Below are 19,468 nucleotides of genomic sequence, written 5' to 3'. Positions count from 1 at the left end.
ACTTGCGTGGCACTTGCCGAGGTGAACGACATTCGGTTTCAAGAGCTGGACCAACGAGTCCGCCGCTACATTGATCACCCACTGTTGCGGAAACACCGCATAGAGCCTGCAGCCAGCCGGTTTCATTTCGACGTGCTGTCAGCCATCCTTCGCGGCGCCAATCTGCCTTCCGTGCGAACTCGTCCAATTCTGGAAGCGGTTCTGTTACTGCAGTTGGGTCTGTCCATTCACGATGAAGTGGATGCTCACACCGGACAGGTTCGCCAGTTGATGGTTCTCACTGGGGACTACAGCAGCGGGCGGTATTACTGGATACTGGCTCGTCTGGGCGATCTGCGTCTGTTGGCGGGTCTTTGTGAAGCGGTCGTGAAAGTCAACGAGGCCAAAATGGCGCTGTGGAGTCTGCAACAAGGTGCTGAGCGAGAGCCTTCCCAAGAGCGCCTACAAGAAAAATTGGAGCTCTGCTCTACGGTACACGGAGAACTGCTGTACGCGGTCTGCGAGTGGCTGTTTCCTGGTGATGCGGCTTGGCTCAATCAAGTCAAGTCCTTGGTCAAGGCGTACGTTTTGAGTGACCGTCAATCGGTCGATGATTTGCCGAACATGTTCTCAGTGCGACAGCTCAATCAGTGGTTGTCCGATCTGATTGAGAATATTCTACGGGGTCCTATCAATGTGCGATTGCAGCAGACCACCAATTTTCTGCTGGAGTGCCTGTTGCCGGTACAGCGAAACTTAGAACAACGATTGTTGGCCGAGGGGAACCGATGATGGCTGTGCGGACGGATAAAGCGCGGTACGTGCACGATGTATTTGCCCAGATCGCGCGCAGATACGACATGATGAATACGGTGCTCAGCTTTTCGCAGCACAAGGGGTGGCGGCGCTTCGCCATGAAGCACCTGAAGCTTGAGCCTGGCAGCCGCGCTTTGGACGTCGCATGCGGAACCGGCGATTGGACGCTGTCCTTGGCGCGGGCGGTCGGGGAGCAGGGTGAAGTGGTCGGCATCGACTTTTGTCAGGAAATGTTGGATGTCGCTGAGGACAAGCTGCGCCGCCACTCTGACCTGGCCCGTCGGACACGGCTTGTGCAAGGGGATGCGATGGCGTTGCCGTTTGCGCAAGATACGTTTGATGCGGCGACGATTGGCTTCGCTTTACGCAATGTGCCGGATGTCCGCCAGGTCCTGGCGGAAATGACGCGCGTCGTGCGGCCGGGGGGCTGGGTTGTAAGCCTGGAGTTGTCCAAGCCGGAGTGGCCGGTGTGGCGATCGCTGTATTACTTTTATTTTAACCGGATTCTACCCTGGATTGGTGCGCTGGCAGTGGGGAAAAGGGCGCCATACGCGTGGCTGCCCGAGTCCTTGGTTGATTTTCCGGATCGCCGCCAGTTGGAACAGATATTTCGCGAAGTCGGGCTTGAACAAGTGCGAAGTTATCCGTTGACAGGCGGCGTAGCGGCCCTCCATCTCGGCCGTAAGGCAGGAGGCTAAGCATGGAGTTTCACTCGGTCTATCGGGTGTACGAGAACGATTTGCGTTGCGTTGAACGTTGCCTCATCGAAGCCGTGGCGTCCGCCAATCCAGCGATGACTCAATCGGCAAGGCAACTCCTGGAGGCCGGCGGAAAGCGAATCCGGCCGCTGTTTGCCCTGATGTGCAGCCGACTTGGCGGCCGACGTCCGGACGAGAAGGTATACCGCGCGGCGGCCGCTCTCGAATTGGTACATATGGCCTCTCTGGTGCACGACGATGTGGTCGATGAATCGGACGTGCGCAGGGGAAGGCCGACTGTGCGAGCTCGGTTTGGGAACCGTCCAGCCATGTACACGGGCGATTTTTTGTTCGCCCGTGCGATTCAACTGCTGACCACCATTGACATTCCCGCGGTTCATGAAGAGATGTCTCTGGCTATGGTTCGTATGTGTGAGGGAGAAATTGACCAAATCCGAGATTTTTATAATTGGCATCAATCGTTGCGGTCGTATTTGCGCCGCGTGGAACGGAAAACAGCGCTGTTGATCTCGGTGAGCTGCGCGGTCGGAGCCCGCGTAGGCGGGTGCGATGAGACGACCGTCCGCGCGGCACGCAGGTTTGGTCATTACACAGGCATGTCATTTCAGATCATAGATGATTTGCTGGATTTTATTGGCGATGCCGAGGTGGTGGGCAAACCGGTGGGTGGCGATTTGCGGCAGGGAAACCTGACGCTGCCCACTTTGCATGCACTGGCGGCCGGTCCTTATGCGCAGGAATTGCGCAGCTTGGTACATACCGAAATGGACGCGAGTGACGTGGAGAGAGCTGTTCACCTGATTCGTTCTTCGAATTCACTGGACTACGCCAGGTCGCTGGCAGAGAGGTATTTGGACAAGGCGGTGGCCGAATTGGATTTGCTGCCAGCCGATAAGGTGGTGGGGCAACTGCGCATCATTGCCGAGTTTGTCAACCAGCGCGTTTATTAGGTGTCGGAAGCTTGCAGACATCGTCCGCCTTCCCGTAAAATGGGGCGCGTACAACACGGAAGGGAGTACGGACATGGCAACAGAATTGACGTTTGTGATGGTAAAACCAGATGGCGTGCAGCGGGGCTTGGTGGGCGAGATTGTCGCTCGTTTTGAGCGTAAAGGGCTCAAACTGCGGGCGGCAAAGTTGTTGTCCGTGAGCCGCGAACTGGCTGAACAGCATTACGCGGAGCACCGTGAACGCCCGTTCTTTCAGGACTTGGTAACATTCATCACCTCCTCGCCCGTGTTCGCGATGGTCTGGGAAGGAGAAGGAGCCATCCATATCGTTCGCGGCATGATGGGAAAAACCAATCCCGCGGAGGCGGCACCTGGAACGATTCGTGGCGACTATGGACTCACCATCGCCATGAACGTGATTCACGGTTCCGATTCTCCGGAGAGTGCAGACCGAGAGATCAGGCTGTGGTTCCCAGAGGGCACGCTGGCGTACGAGCGCGCCGTGGACGTTTGGTTGGCCTAGGCGGCGGTTGAGTTTGACTGCGCGCATCGCCAATCGAGGCGCTGCCTCGGGAATGGCCTCTGTCCCCTCATGGGGCAGAGGTCTTTCGATTGGTTGGCTTCTTTCTCGTCATTCCCGGCGGGGTTTCCGAAGGCCTGCGCACCTGCAGCGGCGGTCGTCGGTGGATGGGGGGACCGTCGTGAATCCAGGCGAGTAGACGCTGCTTGTTTGATATGACGGCTTCGTATCCGGCGTAAAAACTGTCCTCCAGTCGTCGCAGCGAGGTCCAATTCATGCCCTGTAGGCATGGCTCCACGACATAGACATCGTCTCCGCCCACGTCATCCTCTATGGTCTCCCGCAAAAGCACATCGAACGAGCGGCAAAGGACGTCCACCAGGTGGCGGGGCTGCCAGTCTCTGTCCAACGTATGCAGGTTAACCACGATGATTTTTTGGCACCCCATTTCTCGCAGCACATACACAGGTACATAGTGGCGCATCGCCCCGTCGACCAGCACCCGGTTGTCTCGGTAGACGGGGCGAAATATGCCAGGCAATGCACAGCTGGCGAGCAGGCACTGGTCAATCGGCGACGCGGGCAGGGCCCGTCCTGAGGCCAGGGCGGGCGGATAGTTGGAGAACACGACCGGATCGCCGCTGACCAAATCGGTGGCAAGGGCGAAAAAGGGGGTGCCGGGCTTGCGTCCAGATAGGGTCTTGCGGAAATAACGCTGCAGGGTCTGACCGCGGACCAGCCCTCCGGGCCATCTCATCCAGCGCAGCCGATACGATAGATGGATGGGCAGGCGGAAAAACCGAGAGACGCGCAGGGACCATGGCAGCCCATAATCAAGCAGGGAAATTCCCGGAAAGTGTCGAATAAGGTCCAGGTAATCTGTGCGAGTGTAGCCATGGGCGAACAAGGCGGCCACCACGGCCCCGGCGCTGGTTCCTGCTACCATGGCGGGAGACACGCCCAGGTCGCGAAGAGCCTCCAAGGCGCCAGCATGAGCGGCAGCTTTGAGGGTTCCTCCGCTTAGGGCTACACCAATTCGGAAGGGTAGTTCCGATGTGGGGATCACGAGGGGCTCACCTCCAGGAGCAAGGGGACACCTATGGACGACTTCGACGCATTCATGCATGCGTTTCGCAAACGGCTTGGCCTCGATTTAACCTTCTATAAACGACCTCAACTGGAGCGGCGGATTCGCTCTTTCCAAATCCGTCATCACTATCCCAATTTGAACGCGTTGGCCGAGGCCGTAACACAAGATGCAAAACTGCGTCAGGCATTTTTGGACAAGATCACGATCAACGTATCCGAGTTTTTTCGCAATCCAGAGCGCTGGCGGGCGCTGTGGCCATGGATTGAGAGGCTGCAAGTGGCACCTGTGCGCGTCTGGAGCTCCGCGTGTGCGACTGGTGAAGAGCCGTATACACTGGCTATCCTGTTTGAGCAGCATGGGGTCTCCTACCGCATTCTTGCCACCGATATTGATGAGTCTGCTCTCGCCGCTGCCCAGGACGGCGTCTATCGCCTGCATCAACTGCGGTCGTTGCCGGACTCCGAGCGGAATCGATATTTTGTGCCTCAACCTGGAGGCAGTTGGCGCATCCAGCCGCGCCTGCAGAGACACATCGGGTTTCTGCAGCACGACCTGTTCAGCGATGCGCTTCCGCCGGGGGCGCCTTTTCATCTCATCGTATGTCGAAACGTGTTGATTTATTTTACCGAGGAAGGAAAGGACCGGGTTATCACAAAGCTCGCGGACGCGCTGGCGCCCGGAGGCATTCTGTTTGTCGGGTCGACCGAGCAGTTCCTACAGAGCCATCGATACGGTCTCGTCAACGTCGCCCCATTTCTGTACCAGAAGTCGTCCCGCTAGGTGACAACGCCTCCATCCAGGGGAGTGTTTTTGCGTTTGCCACGCAACGGGATTGAGTTTCGTGGAGGGGCGCGTTAGTATAGTCTTGAAAATAGAAGTTTCAAGGAATTTTGTCCGTTCTGTCCGCCTGCGTTTGAGTTCCTAATTTAACGGTGTTCAATCCCGTTTGAGGAGGATACATACCGTGGCTCCGATCTACGTCTGGCTGCCCACAGTGGTTCTGCTTGTGGTGTTTGTGCTCTGGGGATTTTGGATGAACGCCGGCCGCCGATGAGAGCATCTGCGGGCTTCTCCCCGGTACCGGGTGAGACCGACACCAAGCCGATGCCTCTGGTGTAGGAGTCATATTTTTGCGCTGCCTCCCATAGGGTTGTTCGTAGTTGTCCCAGGACACTGGGTGGCTGCGAGGAGGGGAGGGGGCACTGTGGTCGGCCAATGGACCGCTCTGCTGTCGAGCGTGTTGTATTCTCTGTCTTATCTGTTGCTGCATGTCGCTCAGCGCCGCGGCGAAACCTGTGACAACGGGGTTTTGCCCGTTCTCTGCCTTTCCTCGCTTGTGCTGCTCGCAGCCTCTGGTGTCCGTATATCGCTTGAGCCTTCTGCTTGGGTATGGCCTTGGCCGCACATCGGTTTCATGGCTCTGTCTGGGTTGTGTGGAACATTTTTGGGCCGGACAGCTCTGTTTGCGTCGATGGTGCGCTTAGGGGCCACGCGCAGCGTGGTGGTGAAATCTCTCTCTCCCATCGTCACCATCATGACTGCGGTGGTCTTTTTGCATGAACCGCTCAAAATTGAGGAATGGTTGGGCATCTTCATGATGTTGTCCGGTGTCGGCTTGCTGCTGGTGGAGCGGAGCCGGCGGGACACTCGGGCGGTCTTTCGGACCCGTGTGCTGGAGGGTGTCGTCCTCGGATTGGCTGCCGCTGTGTTTGAAGGGGTGGGTCATACCTGGCGCAAGCTCGGTATGGATGCGGGAGACGCCCTATGGGCGGCCGCCATCGATCTGACTGTAGCTGCGGCGGCCTATGTGGCCTACCTGGCGGGGAAAGGAAGGCTCAGGGCGTACACGCGCTTTTACGTATCTGTGCGCAGTCCCTACACCTTGGCGTCTTCCATCACCTCGGCCGCCGCGGTCCTGACCTTTTACGCAGCTGTGGATTTCGCGCCGGTGAGCGTGGTGGCCACGATTGTCGGTATTCAGCCGGTGGTGCTGGTCATCCTGTCGTCGCTGTGGTTTCGCAGCTTGGAAGACAAAACGTGGTTGACGTTTGTGTATACGCCTTTGACTGTACTGGGAGTTTGGATGGTCGTCCGCGGCGGATGATGCACGCTGTCACAGTTTGAATCTGTGACCGTTGTCTCTCAGCCATCTGCGCCGCTCTGGGTAATCTGGGATGGTGCGGGCGACAGCATCCCAAAATGGCCGCGCGTGATTGCGGTGTCGAAGGTGTGCCAGTTCGTGCACGATAAGGTAATCTATGATGGCCATGGGCGCCATCAATATGTGCCAATTAAGTCGTATGGTTCCATCTGACGAACAACTGCCCCAGCGCGATTTTTGCTCCTTCAAGATGATTCGTTTCGGCCATCCGTAAACCGGGGCGAAGGTTTCTACACGTTCTTCAATCACAGGCCTGCCCGCTTTCATGTACCAGTCGCGAAACAGGCGCCGCAGTGCAGCAGTATCCGCCACCGGCTCTAAATCACGCACGCCTGTCCGAGCGGGGAGCGGCGTATACAACGAGAAGCTCTGGGCGTTCCAGTGAAGCTCCGGCGGTTTCCCCTCGCTAACGTGAATGACATGTAAAGGATACTTCTCGCCCAGATACCAAAACATCTCTCCTGGTTCGAAACGGTGTGGCTCCACGGATTTAAGCTTGTTTTCAATCTCGTCCATTTTTCGGACAATCCACTCCGCCTTGCGCGCAACCATCGATTCATCTTGAGCGTCCGGAACGGACAGCGGAGCACGGATGTACACCCCGCGTTCACCATCCACATGCAGGGTTACCTTCGTCTTGCGTGGCCGGTGCTCAATGACATACTGGACGATCCGGTCGTCAAACCGAAATTCGGGCATTCTGTGGCTCCTTTCTAGGGACTGTCTTCAGGTTACACGCCCCCAAGGAAGTCCGGCAAGTTCTCACCACGCCCCGGGCCCCATCGTTGTTCTGATGAGAATGACGGGCTGCAGCCGGCTGAAGTGACGGTCTGCTTCACCTGACCGAAAAACGCGAATGCGCTTGCAGGAATTTGCGTAGTCGATTGCCAATTAAGAAAGAGGGCGTCGATTTTCTTTCCTGAAAGGACGGGGTGTTTTGTGCACAGCACCGCAAAACGACAGATTCGTATTGGCATGATTGGTTATAAATTTATGGGCAAGGCCCACAGTCACGCGTATCGGGACCTCCCGTTTTTCTTCGATATGGAGGCCCTGCCCGTGATGCAGGCGATCGCGGGTCGCGACGAGGCCGCGGTGCAGGCGGCAGCCCAGCAGCTGGGGTGGCAATCCTATGAAACCGATTGGCGCCGCCTGATAGAGCGTGACGACATTGATGTCATCGACATTGTCACTCCCAATAACACGCACGCGGAAATGGCCATCGCGGCCGCCAGAGCCGGCAAACACGTGATATGTGAAAAGCCTCTCGGCATGAGTGTCGACGAGGCGCAGCGGATGCTTCAGGCGGTCCAAGAAACCGGCGTGGTCAATGTCATTTGCCACAACTACCGATTTTCCCCGGCCGTTCAACTTGCCAAGAAGCTGATTGACGAGGGGCGACTTGGCCGCATTTATCATATCCGCGCCACCTACCTGCAGGATTGGATTATGGATCCGCAGTTTCCCCTTGTTTGGCGCTTGCGCAAGGAAGTGACCGGATCCGGTGCGCACGGGGACATCGCGGCCCACATCATCGACTTGGCTCGCTTTTTGGTCGGAGAATTCCGCGAGGTTGTGGGTATGATGGAAACGTTCATCAAGCAGCGTCCCTTGGGTGAGATGACGGGCGGTCTGCACGCCCAAACCACTCAGGGAGCCATGGGAGAGGTCGATGTTGACGATGCCTCCGCTTTTCTCGCCCGTTTCGAAAGCGGAGCCATCGGGGTCTTTGAAGCGACACGGTTTGCGGCTGGCAACCGCAACGGAAACCGGTTCGAAATCAATGGGGAAAAGGGCTCCATTCGTTGGGACTTGGAGAACATGAACAATCTCCAGGTGTATCTCACGGACGACGAACCTGGGCTGCAGGGCTTTCGCACCATTAACTGCACCGAGGATGTCCATCCGTACGCTGGCGCCTATTGGCCGGCTGGACACATCATTGGCTATGAGCACACATTCCTCAATCTGTTCTACGAAGCCTTGCAAAGCGTGGCGCGCGGCACAGGTGCAAAGCCTGATTTTGTCGACGGGCTGCGCAATCAGCAGGTGTTGGAGGCAGTGGAACGGTCCGTTGCCAGCGGCCAGTGGGAAAAGGTGGGTGAATGATGCCAGAGGTAGCTCAGGGATTGCGTCCGATGAAAGTGGGCGTGGTCGGCTGTGGGAACATCAGCCGCGTATACCTGACCAATCTTCAGGCGTTGCCCACGGTTGAGGTCGTGGCGGTCGCCGACCTGGACATGGCGCGCGCCCAAGAAAAAGCACGGGAATTCTCCATTCCCCACGTCTTTACGGTGCCAGATCTGTTGGCCCGGGAGGAGATTGATTGCGTTCTCAATCTGACAGTGCCCAAAGCGCACGCTGAGGTTTCGCTGGCGGCCCTGGAACACGGGAAACATGTGTATGTGGAGAAGCCGCTGGCCGTGGATCTAGCGGCCGCTCGGAGTGTGCTGGAAACCGCGCGCACGCGTGGCCTTCGCGTAGGTTGCGCGCCGGACACGTTCCTCGGGGGCGGGCTGCAGACTTGCCGCAAGTTGATCGACGAGGGATGGATTGGCGAGCCGGTGGCGGCGACGGCGTTCATGTTGAGCCACGGGCACGAGCATTGGCATCCGGATCCCGCCTTTTATTATCAAATGGGGGGCGGCCCCATGTTCGACATGGGCCCCTACTATCTGACCGCGTTGGTTCACCTGCTGGGGCCCATGCGCAGGGTCACCGGGTCCGCGAGGATCACCTTTCCGGAGCGGATTGTCACCAGTCCGGTGCGGCGCGGAGAGAGGATCCCGGTCTCTACGCCGACGCACATTGCTGGCGTCATCGATTTTGAATGCGGTGCCATCGCCACGCTCGTGACCAGTTTCGACGTGTGGTACGGTGAGGTGCCGCGCATCGAGATTTATGGCAGTGAAGGGTCCTTGAGCGTACCAGATCCAAACCATTTCGCGGGTCCGGTGCGGATTCGCCGACGCGGCGCTGACCAGTGGAGCGACATCCCGGTCCTGTTTGACTTCGTCGAAAACAGCCGCGGGCTGGGCGTCGCGGAAATGGCCGCGTCTCTGCAAAGGGGACAGCAGCATCGCGCGCATGGCGACCTCGGCTACCATGTGCTCGAAGCCATGCATGGGTTTCACATCGCATCCGATGAGGGGAAGCACTACGAGTTGCAAAGCACTTGTGAACGTCCAGAACCATTTATTGCCCAGGATGTGCTGGGAGTCCTGTAGGCCCCGGGCATTCAACCGGAGGCGAGTCGGGCAACTCCCGACTCGCCGTGAGGACACAGGAGGGAACGGCCATGTCCAGTCCTAAGGTTTCATGTCACCTTATCACCTGGGGGGCAGATTTCATCACCGGCTTAGAGGAGGCGTCCTCGCTCGGCTTTCGCGCTTGCGAAACCTTTACCCACATTGCGCTTCAGTATGAAGAGCGAGTGGAAGAGTTTCAGGAACTCCTGCACCGGTACGGATTTGTCCTCTCCGCCCTGTATGGAGGCGGCCGATTCAGCGACAAAACTAAGCAATTGGAGGTCATCGAGTACAACACCCGTGTCGCCGAATTCCTCGCGAAAAACGGGAGCGACCGCATTGTGTTTGGCCCCAAGGGCCCGCGTGCGGCCGGCGGTACGCCGTTGGAAGACCTGAAGACAGCGGCACAGACGATCAATGAAGCGGCGAAGCGCTGCGCGGAACTGGGCGTCCAGGCATGTGTGCACCCCCACTTGGGCACGGAGATTCAGGACGAGCGGGAACTGGATGTGATTATGGAACTCACAGATCCAAAATATGTGTATTTTTGCCCGGACACAGCGCACTTGGCCAAAGCCGGTATGAATCCGGAAGCCATTTTCCGGCGCTATCAGGACCGCATCGCGTACGTCCATCTGAAAGATGTGACGCCCGATGAAGTGGATGTCGAGTCGTTTCCCATCTTGTCCGGGAACGAAGCGTTGCCCATCTTCTGCGAGCTCGGTCTGGGCACATTGAACTTCACGCCCATCATCCAGTGCTTGCAGGACATCGGCTACGACGGCTGGCTCACAGTTGAAATCGACCAGTCCACCAGCACACCACGGCAAAGTTTGACCGTGTGCCGCGACTTTGTCGAGAAACGCCTGGGGATCCCGGTGAGTGAAACGCGTCTCTAGGCTGTTACTCTCCACCGCTTTCCACGAACACACGCTCGTGCAAAGGGCCGAAGCCTTTGCACGAACGTGTCCGACGTGGTAGACACACATCTGCACGGGAGGCTGCGGACAATGGCAACGATTGAGGATTTTACGAAGTTGGATTTACGCGTGGGTACCATCATCGAAGCAGAGGCGTTTCCGGAAGCGCGTGTACCGGCCATTAAATTGACCATTGATTTTGGCCCGCTGGGCGTCAAACGTTCCAGCGCTCAGATCACCAAACGGTATGCGCCGGACAATCTGAAAGGGCGTCAGGTGGTCGCGGTGGTCCATTTCCCGCCCAAACGCATCGCGGGGTTTGTCTCGGAGGTCTTGGTGCTGGGCGCTATACCCGAAAAGGGAGATGTGGTGCTGCTTGCACCAGATGCGGCAGTTGAAAACGGCACCCCCATTGCATAGCCAGGGCGGCGATGTTTGCACTTGTGACCTATTTGGAACGGTCCTGCATCGGGGCGGAAGGTGGAGGCGGAGGCGGCTCCGGCTCCGGCTCCGGGGTTTCCATCTGCTGTCGCCCATCGCGGATGGCTGCGGTCATGTCTGCGCCCGACAACGGGGGCGCGGACAACGAGCCGTTTCTGACGGCGTGTTGATTCGCCATGAAGACGGGGTGCCGCGCTGGTCGATAGGACGGGAGTTGATTGCGCTCGCCGGTGCAGCGTGTGAATGCATGGACCTCGCGAGACATGCCGCTCCATACCGTGACAGGCAAGGTGTTTCGCGCGTTTCTCCCGCGTTTTCACGGAGCCTTTTATCGTGAATGCCTGAATGCGGGAACCATCGCCCCTGCCGTGTATGATCCGGACGTCGAAACGGTGCGGTGCACGCGCCTCGCAGTCGCGGCAGCATCGTGGCGGGCATCACGGCCATGAGTCGCCCCCCATGGGATACCAATTTGTCACCAATAGAACGGACTTGCCAGTGCTCCCAATGTGAGCCCAGTCAAGGCCCCGAATCCGAAATACGCCAACGGTGAATAGACCAATTCATCCCTTTCGCTTGAATCACACGTTCGAATGGCGTGGTTGATCCCTAAGTTTGAACCCGTCATGTTCATTCCAGTCGTGCTGTAGGGAATCATATAAATCCCGCTCGTTGTCACAGAATGGAGATAACCACAGTAAATTCTGCCGTTGACATGGTGGGCATTGACTGGTCGGCCGACCAGACGCCTCGCGACAGGATAAAGTGGGTGATACATTTTCTTTTCCTCCTCATTTGCAATTGGGTCGTTTCATCCATTTTCAAGATCATGTCGGTGTCCAATAAGGAATCGTGTTCCTATAAGAGAAAAAGATGCCCTTAAGTGGACACCTTGTTCTCGCACATGCTAACACACAGTCGGAGTTGTTGTGCCTGCTCCGCCGTATCCGTATCCAGGAACCAACAAGAAGAAAAGAACGAAGATGATCAGGAATACCACGGCCCAACGGGTATATCCACCAAAGACCCCGTACATCAGAACTCCCCCCTCTCATCGGTCTTCACCTCTCGATGTCCATAGAATGTTTGAGGGATTGTCCTGTCGAAGGGTATATGCCTTGGGGAATTTGACCTGAATTCGCTTGATAGTGAACAGACGCCCAGCGTCTTCTTTCTTGCGCTGTTATATCGGATTGATATATCATATTGTTATATCAGGGGGATATATCAGGGAACAAATCAGATCTGGGCGACGGTGTGGAGGTGGGGGATGTGTACGAACTGTTCGTTCTCGGCGAGCTCTGGGATAAGCCGTTGCACGGCTACCTCCTGAAAAATATTCTTTCCAACCAACTCGGGCGCCAAGTTAGCTTCGGTGTCCTTTATCCGGCGCTGCGCAAGCTGGCGTCGGATGGATTCATTCGCGAGCACACGGAGGAACACCGCGCAGAGACAGGTCGGCCACGTAAGGTATACTCCATCACAGACCGGGGCCGGCAACGCTTCGCTGAGCTTATGGATGAACCGATTGAGCCGGGGCCGGACGCCGAGATTGTCTTCCGCATCAAGTTATCGAAGTTCGGTTACGTCGAGGCCGACGTTCGGCTCAAGGTGCTCCGCAACTATCACGATTGTCTGGAGCAGGAGTTGGATCGGGTCACGTACTGCCAGCGGTTTATTGAATCGCACCCAGACATCAGCGACCGAGAACGACCGTACGTCTTGCGGGCTATCGCACACCAGATCCACATCGTCCGCGCGGATCTCGCATGGGTGGAGGACGAGATTGTGCATACCGAGTCGGACGCCGCCAGAGCCAGAGACTAGCATTTCGTCGTCTCGGGGATGCTCAAACTCTACAACCTGGAAAATATAGAAAATCTAATCATCCCCTGTAAACTCCGCATAAGGAGGACCGCAGATAAATGTCACACGCATCAGGAAATGATCTACGGGTTCAAGCCGGACACAAATGGTGGGCGCTGGCCGCCGTATGCTTCGGTCTTTTCATGGCCCTCCTTGACGTGACGATTGTCAATGTCGCACTTCCGACCATCCAACGCGATCTCACTGCACCGTTTGACGATCTGGAATGGGTGGTTAACGCTTATACGCTGGTCTTCGCAGTTGCGCTTGTCACCTGTGGACGCCTCGGTGACATCTTTGGGCGCAAACGGGTGTTCATGTGCGGCCTTGCCGTGTTTTCGCTTGGATCACTCCTTTGCGCTTTGTCTGGAGACATTCACCTGTTCGGCCTGTCCCACTCTGCAATGCTGATTGCCGCACGTGCCGTTCAGGGCCTCGGCGGTTCGGCGATGGCGCCACTTTCGCTCGCCATCATCTCGGCGACGTTCCATGGGCGTGAGCGTGGTACGGCCATTGGCATCTGGGGGGGCGTGAGTGGTCTTGCAACCGCCATTGGTCCGCTCGTCGGCGGTGTCCTGGTGGAGAAGGTGAACTGGCAGTCCATCTTTTGGATCAACGTGCCCATCGGCGTCGTGGGTATCGCATTGTCGCTTTGGGCGATTTCGGAGTCACGGGACGAACGTGCCCCGAGGAGCATTGATTTGTATGGTCTTGTCACCGTGACGGTGTTCTTGTTCTGTCTCGTGCTTGCGTTCATCCTGGTCAACCATCCGGACAAAGGATGGACGTCGCCTTACATCCTTACGCTCTTCGGTATCGCGTTGGTCGCATTGGTGGCGTTTGTCGTAGGCGAGCTTTTGCTCAAGCATCCAATGTTGGATCCTCGCCTGTTCAAGAATCCGAGCTTCACGGGTGCAGCGATTGCCGGTTTCACCCTGTCGGCTGGATTTTACGCACTGTTTTTCTTCCTTACGATGTTCTTCCAAAACCGTTTAAGTTTTAGCGCGTTGGACACAGGGCTTCGTTTCTTGCCGATGAGTGGGTTGGTCTTTGTCGGTGCTCCGCTGGCGGGACGGCTTACGGACAAGATTGGACCGAAGTGGGTATTGGCAACCGGCATGGGCCTGCTTACAGTAGGCGTCCTACTTATGACGCGTATCGGCAGTGTATCGACTCCGTCAGAGTGGGTCTGGCTGCTTCCCGCATTCATTGTCGCAGGTGTCGGCAATGGTGTCGTCAATCCGCCAATCTCTGCCATCGCGGTCGGTACTGTGGAGCCTTACCGGGCGGGTATGGCTTCGGGTGCAAACAACGTCTGCCGTCAGGTCGGCTTGGCGTTTGGTATCGCGTTCCTCAGTGCACTCTTGTCCAAGCGCTACGACACCTTGGTGCAGAGCGGTGTCGCGGCGCTGCGAACGCCGGGTCTGTCGGACTCGGCCAAGGGAAGCATCGTCAAGGGGATTCAATCCGCCGGAACCATTGCGGGCAGTACGGGCCTCCGAGGAGAACCGAACCCGTACACCCACAACCCGTTGTTCCCAAAGCTGTCCACGTTGGCTCAGACGTCCTTTGCGACCGCCACGGCGGACATCCTGTGGGCAGCTGCCGTCACCCTCTGTGTTGGCTTCGTCGCGGTCGTCATTCTCGTGCGCCGGCAGGATTTGAAGCACTGAAGCCGTGGGGGAATGTCGCCGCGGGACCCTATGCGGTCACGTAAGGGACTGGCGCCGCGACTCGCTGGCGCCAGTCGTCCTTAAAAGCTCTGATGCACTTGGGGGAAATTCTTGCGCCTCTTTTCCCGGTGATGCGGGATCTGGTGGTCGCCGTCAGCGTCGCTATCCGGATGCTCGAGCATGACGACATTTACACAGGACACCCGGATCAAGGAAGTTGGCGGATTACTGTCGTGCTGCCCGGTGAAAGGCGGGATAAGGCGTCGTGGATTCGGTCTGAACATCTTTCCGAGTAACCGTCAGGTAACCGACAAGCACCATGATAAGAATCGTCAAGCCAAGGCTAACCGGACCTTTTCCCAGTCCAAGACCGCCGCTACTATGAGATACCGAGATCCAGTCGGCAAACGAGGCGCCTACCGGACGTGTCATGATGTAGGCGAACCAGAAAGCGAAAATCTTGTTCAAGCCCCACAAGGAACCTAGAGCTGGGACAGCAAGCAAGACGGCAAACAGTATCCCTGAGGAGAAATAACCCAAGTGCATGGTCGTGGCGGTCAAATCTCCCGCAGCGGTGCCGAGTGCGAACGTTGCCATGACGGTGGCCCAGTAAAAAGCCTCACGACGACGAGTGTAGATACTATGGACAGACAGTGTCTTTTCAACCTTATACCAAGTTAAGAAAATAAGTGTCAGCACGACCACGAAGAATGCGGTTGATGCAAAGTAAGGGACACCGAATCCAACGTGTACCGCGTCCGCCGTCATTGTGCCAAATATACTGACCATGATGACCACTAACCAGTAGATCCATGCCACATATCGGTGCACAGAGAACTGCAGTATCAACGAGGCCACAAGACCGATTCCGCCGAGCGCGATTGCAATGAACGGATTTATATGGTAGACGAGATAATCAGAGGTCACTTCGCCCATTGCAGTGGTCAGGAGCTTGATAATCCAGAAGTAAACCGTAATTTCCGGAACCTTGACCGATAAGGACTTAGTCATAGGCTAACTCTTTCCCCCAATTCTCCGGAATCAACCTCCATAGCTGCGAGGAGCCGACTCAACGGACTATAGCTAGGTAACCTCAAAAAAATCTCTAGACAACCGGGGGTCTGACGGACTCCCAAAAGAGAACAGCACTTACAGTAGGCAAATTGTATGCTCTATCATCCTACTGTTGCGTTTGAAGCAGACGAAGTACCTGTTCTAGCAGTTGCCGAACCTGGACACGGACGACATGGTGCCATTTCGGCACTGGTGCCGTCGTCAGAGACGGTGCCGGCCATATATGACTCCGTTTCCCGGAAAACGCGTTTTCGATTTAATGTGCTATAAATAAAATTCATAATTAACGAATTAAATTATGTGTTGACAATAAATCGAATAATATTCACAATATTATTGTATACAATATTGTGAAGCATACTGCGGGCCATGGATGCGGATTGAGTATGGATGTTGAACCTATGTATAGGGGGAGGTGACACCCGAGGATGAGAAAACATCGAAAATGTTCGTGTTCGTAACCAGAAGTGTAAAGAGACAGGGGGAGGTCTTCGTATCTGTTCCTTATACCAATTGAAACGTGGCGAAGCATGAAAGCGGTTCCTGGAGCGAAAGGAAGGGGCCCTGAATGGAAAATTGCAAGAATCTCGATTCTTACGCGTTAGGTTTATCCATCCTGTTTTTCTTTATGTGGGGATTTATCTTCTTGGATCAACTAGCTCTATCCATTATCACCCCGTATATGGTCAAAGCGCTGTCTCTATCCAACGGTCAAGTCGGGCTGATAAACATGTGGCAAGCCATTGGCAGTGCCATCGCTGGTCCATTGGTAGCGATTTGGTCGGACCGAATTGGTTACCGAAAGGCTTTGGTTGTCGTAGCTGTCCTTTTGACCTCGATATTTTCCGGTTTAACAACATTCGCGCACTCCTCCACCTCCCTGTCCATTATGCGCTTTTTGGTTGGCGTGGCTGAAGGCGGAATCATGCCGATTGCGATCACCATGATTCGGTTATCATCAAGTCCACATCGATTTGGACGAAACGTGCGGATTGTCTATGCAGGAGCCTCCGTCATTGCGGCGACTCTTGGTCCAACCATGGTCACACAATTGGTTGCTATTACGAGTTGGAACATGGCGTTTCTCCTGATCAGTATCCCAAGTTTCGTTTTGACATTCATCATATGGATTGTCGCACGGGAATCTCCGCGGGATGTGAAAATCAGAAGCCTTGATTTAAGTCGCGGGAACCTCGTCGAACTGTTTAAATATCGGAACTTTATCTTGTGTGTGTTGATATGCATTGCGTTCATGGGCGGCTTGGTGATATTTGCCGCATTTGGTCCACTCTATTTAACCACAGTTGCACACCTTTCCCCACAAAGAATGGGTTACATTTGGTCGTTGTGGGGATTGGTTGGTATACTATGGCAATTTACGATTCCGATAATTTCGGACTACACAGGGAGAAAACCTGCGGTTGTGATATTTTACCTTGTATGCGCCGTGGCACCATTGTTCATGTATTTTTTCCCGACAAGTACTATCACTTTGGTTGTTCTCATAGCAGTTGGTGGCACAATCACCTCGATGACTGTGTTTCATGCGAGTATCATTCCCGTCGAATCCATGCCTTCTAGTCTCACGGCCACGGGCAGTGCGATTATTTTGGGCATCGGTTCCTTGATCGGCGCGTTTGTAACGGCAATTTCCGGTTCCTTGGCCGATCATTACGGATTGCCAATCGTAGAGATGATCTCTGCGGTCGTATTTATCCTCTCGGCACTTATCGCCATTTTCGTCATTGAAACAAACACCAGAAGGGCACAGAGAACGGATGCAGCAGACACTGAATTCGTAAGCAGCTAATTTTTACTATAAATAAGTATGATAAGTAATGGAGGGATTGTTGAATGCTTACTAAAGAGGAAAATGAGTTGTTGACCAGGGTGGAAGGAGATGCCCCGATGGGCAAGATGCTTCGCCAGTACTGGGTGCCCGCAATTCGTTCTGAAGCTCTGGTAGCGGATGGCGATCCCGTTCGGGTGCGTTTATTTGGTGAAAATTTTGTTGCCTTTCGCGGTACGGATGGGAAGGTTGCCATCTTTGACGAAAGGTGTCCTCACCGCGGTGCCTCCTTGTTGCTTGCCCGTAATGAAGATTGCGCTTTAACGTGCATATTCCATGGCTGGAAGTTTGGCAACAATGGGCAGACGATAGACGTCCCAACTGAGCCTGCAGACCACCGGGAGGCTTTTGCCAAAAAAGTTCCGCTAAAGAGTTATCCGGTCAAGGAGGCAGGAACCATCGTTTGGGTGTGGCTTGGGGAAGGTGAAGTCCCTGAATTCCCGGCACTTGAATTCACCACGCTTCCTAACAGCCATGTAAGGTCATGGGTGGCCTATGTTCAAGTAAACTGGCTGCAGGGTCTGGAAGCATTAATTGATACCGCTCATGTGGGAGTCCTGCATAAATCGCATATCCCAATCGTGGCCGAGGGAGATGAATTTGAGGACATAGCGCCGCGCTACGATATCGATCCCCAGCCTTATGGCTTCCGTGCGGCCGCGCTGCGAAAGACGAAGGGAGGTTTGGAATATGTGCGTGTAACCGAATATATCGTACCTTGGCACGCCTATATTCCACAACCAGGGCCGGCACAGGTTTGTGTAATGTCCGCACCTGTTGATGATTATAACGTCGCCCAATGGTATATCTCTTACAACCCATACGAGCCGGTGACCGACCAGGCCGTCAAATCCTTTGAATCGATGATCGGATCGGATCCAAACAATTTTTACAATCCGAAAGGAACGTTCGATAATCGTTGGCTCCAGAACCGAGAGTTGATGAAGCACGGACATTGGTCTGGTGTGCATGGTATTCCTATTGAAGATTTTATCGTAGAAGAGAGCATGGGTCCGATTGTCGATCGGACGAAGGAGTACTTAGGATCCACGGATGTCGCGATAACTCGTATGCGGCGGATGTTCTTAAAATCACTCGATGATTTCCGGGAGGGGAAGCCGCCTTTTGCACAGGATAAAAAGATTGACTACACCCAGATCAGAACGAAGACCTTTTATATGCCGGGAAATGCAGATTGGCGAGATAAGTTCAGGGAAGTGGTGTTGAGATAAATTGCATTGAATATGAGCACGATGGGATACCGTTGTGAAGGAGATGTGCCCTCCATGAATGACTTTCCATCAACGTTTCACGCCGCAGTTCAACGAATGTTCGATGTTCGAGATCAGGTAGTCGTTGTCACGGGGGCAGCCAGCGGCCTTGGTCTAGCGATGGCGGAGATCATGGCAGAGTGTGGTGCTCGGGTCGTCCTGACAGACGTCAATCCAGCCGCCCTCGAAGGTGCAGCCAACCGTTTGCGGAACGCAGGTTTGCAGGCGTTCTCCATGGAACTCGACGTCGCGAGCGCCGAGCAGGTTGACCGGGTGTTCGAAAGGATTGAACGGGAACACGGGGCTATCAACACAGTGTTTGCGAACGCCGGGATTGGGACGGGAGGAAATCTGTGGTCGAAAGAAGGGAAGTTAGAGTCATTTTCGCGCGATGACTGGAAAAAAGTCATCGCCATTAACCTAGAGGGCGTGTTTTGGACGATGCAGGCCGCCGCACGCGCGATGCGACCGCGCAGAGCTGGCAGCATTATCGTGACGGCTTCTACGGCTGGATTGCGGGCAGAGCCGATTGTCGGGTACGCCTACATTGCCGCGAAGGCTGCTGTTGTCAATCTTGTACGCCAAGCCGCTCTGGACCTGGCACCATTTGGGGTCCGGGTCAATGCGATTGCACCGGGCCCGTTTAACACGAACATTGGCGGCCCTGGGCCCAGGCCTGCGCACGTGGTCGAAGCTTTTCATCGAACGGTTCCATTGGGGCGTTGGGCAGAGCCGCACGAGATCCAGGGGCTTGCATTGTTTCTCGCTTCGCCGGCTGCCAGTTTTGTAACTGGCGGTGTATATGCGATAGATGGTGGAGCTTTAGCCCTCAGTCAATGTGATGCCCAGGACCTCGAGCAGGACCAATGGTCAGAATAAAGAGGTGAACCG

Annotated in this window: 18 protein-coding genes; 15 read left to right on the top strand and 3 right to left on the bottom strand. The window is 55.6% G+C overall.

The window, feature by feature from the left end:
* The first annotated feature begins 6 nt into the window (after positions 1 to 6).
* The 4 genes from AK2_RS09345 to ndk all read left to right on the top strand — a co-directional run bounded on the left by AK2_RS09345 (position 7) and on the right by ndk (position 2,987).
* On the top strand, positions 7 to 771 hold the full coding sequence (locus AK2_RS09345) for a heptaprenyl diphosphate synthase component 1 (RefSeq protein ID WP_067933618.1): 765 nt from the start codon (positions 7 to 9) through the stop codon (positions 769 to 771).
* Positions 771 to 1,493 (top strand): demethylmenaquinone methyltransferase, encoded by a 723-nt coding sequence (locus tag AK2_RS09340; protein WP_067933616.1) that lies wholly within the window; start codon positions 771 to 773, stop codon positions 1,491 to 1,493. Before AK2_RS09345 ends, AK2_RS09340 begins: the two co-directional genes overlap by 1 nt.
* Before the next feature lie 2 nt (positions 1,494 to 1,495).
* On the top strand, positions 1,496 to 2,464 hold the full coding sequence (locus AK2_RS09335) for a polyprenyl synthetase family protein (RefSeq protein WP_067933614.1): 969 nt from the start codon (positions 1,496 to 1,498) through the stop codon (positions 2,462 to 2,464).
* A gap of 73 nt (positions 2,465 to 2,537) precedes the next feature.
* The gene (gene ndk, locus AK2_RS09330) at positions 2,538 to 2,987 is read left to right on the top strand and encodes a nucleoside-diphosphate kinase (RefSeq protein ID WP_067933612.1); all 450 of its coding nucleotides are present in this window, start codon (positions 2,538 to 2,540) and stop codon (positions 2,985 to 2,987) included.
* A 67-nt stretch (positions 2,988 to 3,054) separates the two neighbouring features.
* Here the strand turns inward: ndk and AK2_RS09325 are convergent, their stop codons facing one another.
* A complete protein-coding gene (locus AK2_RS09325; RefSeq protein WP_169794765.1) occupies positions 3,055 to 4,050 on the bottom strand; it encodes a patatin-like phospholipase family protein in 996 nt (331 codons plus the stop codon).
* A gap of 33 nt (positions 4,051 to 4,083) precedes the next feature.
* Between AK2_RS09325 and AK2_RS09320 the strand changes: the two genes are divergently transcribed.
* A complete protein-coding gene (locus AK2_RS09320) occupies positions 4,084 to 4,854 on the top strand; it encodes a CheR family methyltransferase (protein WP_067933608.1) in 771 nt (256 codons plus the stop codon).
* A gap of 424 nt (positions 4,855 to 5,278) precedes the next feature.
* Entirely contained in the window at positions 5,279 to 6,178 is a 900-nt protein-coding gene (locus tag AK2_RS09315; RefSeq protein WP_067933606.1) for an EamA family transporter, read from the top strand.
* A gap of 9 nt (positions 6,179 to 6,187) precedes the next feature.
* Here the strand turns inward: AK2_RS09315 and AK2_RS09310 are convergent, their stop codons facing one another.
* Positions 6,188 to 6,934, bottom strand: a complete 747-nt coding sequence (locus AK2_RS09310) for a M48 family metallopeptidase (RefSeq protein WP_067933604.1) — start codon at positions 6,932 to 6,934, stop codon at positions 6,188 to 6,190.
* Between the two features lie 276 nt (positions 6,935 to 7,210).
* Here AK2_RS09310 and AK2_RS09305 point away from each other — a divergent pair, with 276 nt between their 5' ends.
* The 6 genes from AK2_RS09305 to AK2_RS09275 all read left to right on the top strand — a co-directional run bounded on the left by AK2_RS09305 (position 7,211) and on the right by AK2_RS09275 (position 14,383).
* Complete coding sequence (locus tag AK2_RS09305) at positions 7,211 to 8,344, top strand: Gfo/Idh/MocA family protein (protein WP_067933786.1); 1,134 nt, start codon at positions 7,211 to 7,213, stop codon at positions 8,342 to 8,344.
* A complete protein-coding gene (locus tag AK2_RS09300; RefSeq protein ID WP_067933602.1) occupies positions 8,344 to 9,462 on the top strand; it encodes a Gfo/Idh/MocA family protein in 1,119 nt (372 codons plus the stop codon). Before AK2_RS09305 ends, AK2_RS09300 begins: the two co-directional genes overlap by 1 nt.
* Positions 9,463 to 9,533: 71 nt before the next feature.
* Entirely contained in the window at positions 9,534 to 10,382 is an 849-nt protein-coding gene (locus AK2_RS09295) for a sugar phosphate isomerase/epimerase family protein (protein WP_067933600.1), read from the top strand.
* A 111-nt stretch (positions 10,383 to 10,493) separates the two neighbouring features.
* A complete protein-coding gene (gene csaA / locus AK2_RS09290; protein WP_067933598.1) occupies positions 10,494 to 10,823 on the top strand; it encodes a chaperone CsaA in 330 nt (109 codons plus the stop codon).
* Positions 10,824 to 12,116: 1,293 nt separating this feature from the next.
* Positions 12,117 to 12,671, top strand: coding sequence for a PadR family transcriptional regulator (locus tag AK2_RS09280; protein ID WP_067933596.1), 555 nt, complete (start codon positions 12,117 to 12,119; stop codon positions 12,669 to 12,671).
* A 98-nt stretch (positions 12,672 to 12,769) separates the two neighbouring features.
* Positions 12,770 to 14,383: an MFS transporter gene (locus AK2_RS09275; RefSeq protein WP_067933593.1), complete on the top strand. Its 1,614-nt coding sequence runs from the start codon at positions 12,770 to 12,772 to the stop codon at positions 14,381 to 14,383.
* Between the two features lie 225 nt (positions 14,384 to 14,608).
* Here the strand turns inward: AK2_RS09275 and AK2_RS09270 are convergent, their stop codons facing one another.
* A complete protein-coding gene (locus AK2_RS09270) occupies positions 14,609 to 15,394 on the bottom strand; it encodes a COG4705 family protein (protein ID WP_067933591.1) in 786 nt (261 codons plus the stop codon).
* A gap of 631 nt (positions 15,395 to 16,025) precedes the next feature.
* Here AK2_RS09270 and AK2_RS09265 point away from each other — a divergent pair.
* The 3 genes from AK2_RS09265 to AK2_RS09255 all read left to right on the top strand — a co-directional run bounded on the left by AK2_RS09265 (position 16,026) and on the right by AK2_RS09255 (position 19,456).
* Positions 16,026 to 17,267, top strand: coding sequence for an MFS transporter (locus AK2_RS09265; protein WP_067933589.1), 1,242 nt, complete (start codon positions 16,026 to 16,028; stop codon positions 17,265 to 17,267).
* Between the two features lie 98 nt (positions 17,268 to 17,365).
* Positions 17,366 to 18,538, top strand: coding sequence for a Rieske 2Fe-2S domain-containing protein (locus tag AK2_RS09260; RefSeq protein WP_169794764.1), 1,173 nt, complete (start codon positions 17,366 to 17,368; stop codon positions 18,536 to 18,538).
* A gap of 54 nt (positions 18,539 to 18,592) precedes the next feature.
* Positions 18,593 to 19,456 carry an SDR family NAD(P)-dependent oxidoreductase gene (locus AK2_RS09255; RefSeq protein ID WP_067933585.1) on the top strand — a complete coding sequence of 288 codons (864 nt, stop codon included), beginning with the start codon at positions 18,593 to 18,595 and terminating at the stop codon, positions 19,454 to 19,456.
* Positions 19,457 to 19,468 lie beyond the last annotated feature (12 nt).

Source organism: Alicyclobacillus kakegawensis NBRC 103104, assembly GCF_001552655.1.
In the GTDB taxonomy this organism is placed as follows: Bacteria; Bacillota; Bacilli; order Alicyclobacillales; family Alicyclobacillaceae; genus Alicyclobacillus_G; species Alicyclobacillus_G kakegawensis.
Note: the sequence above shows the minus strand (reverse complement) of the source record. Positions and strands in the feature narration are given on the sequence as shown.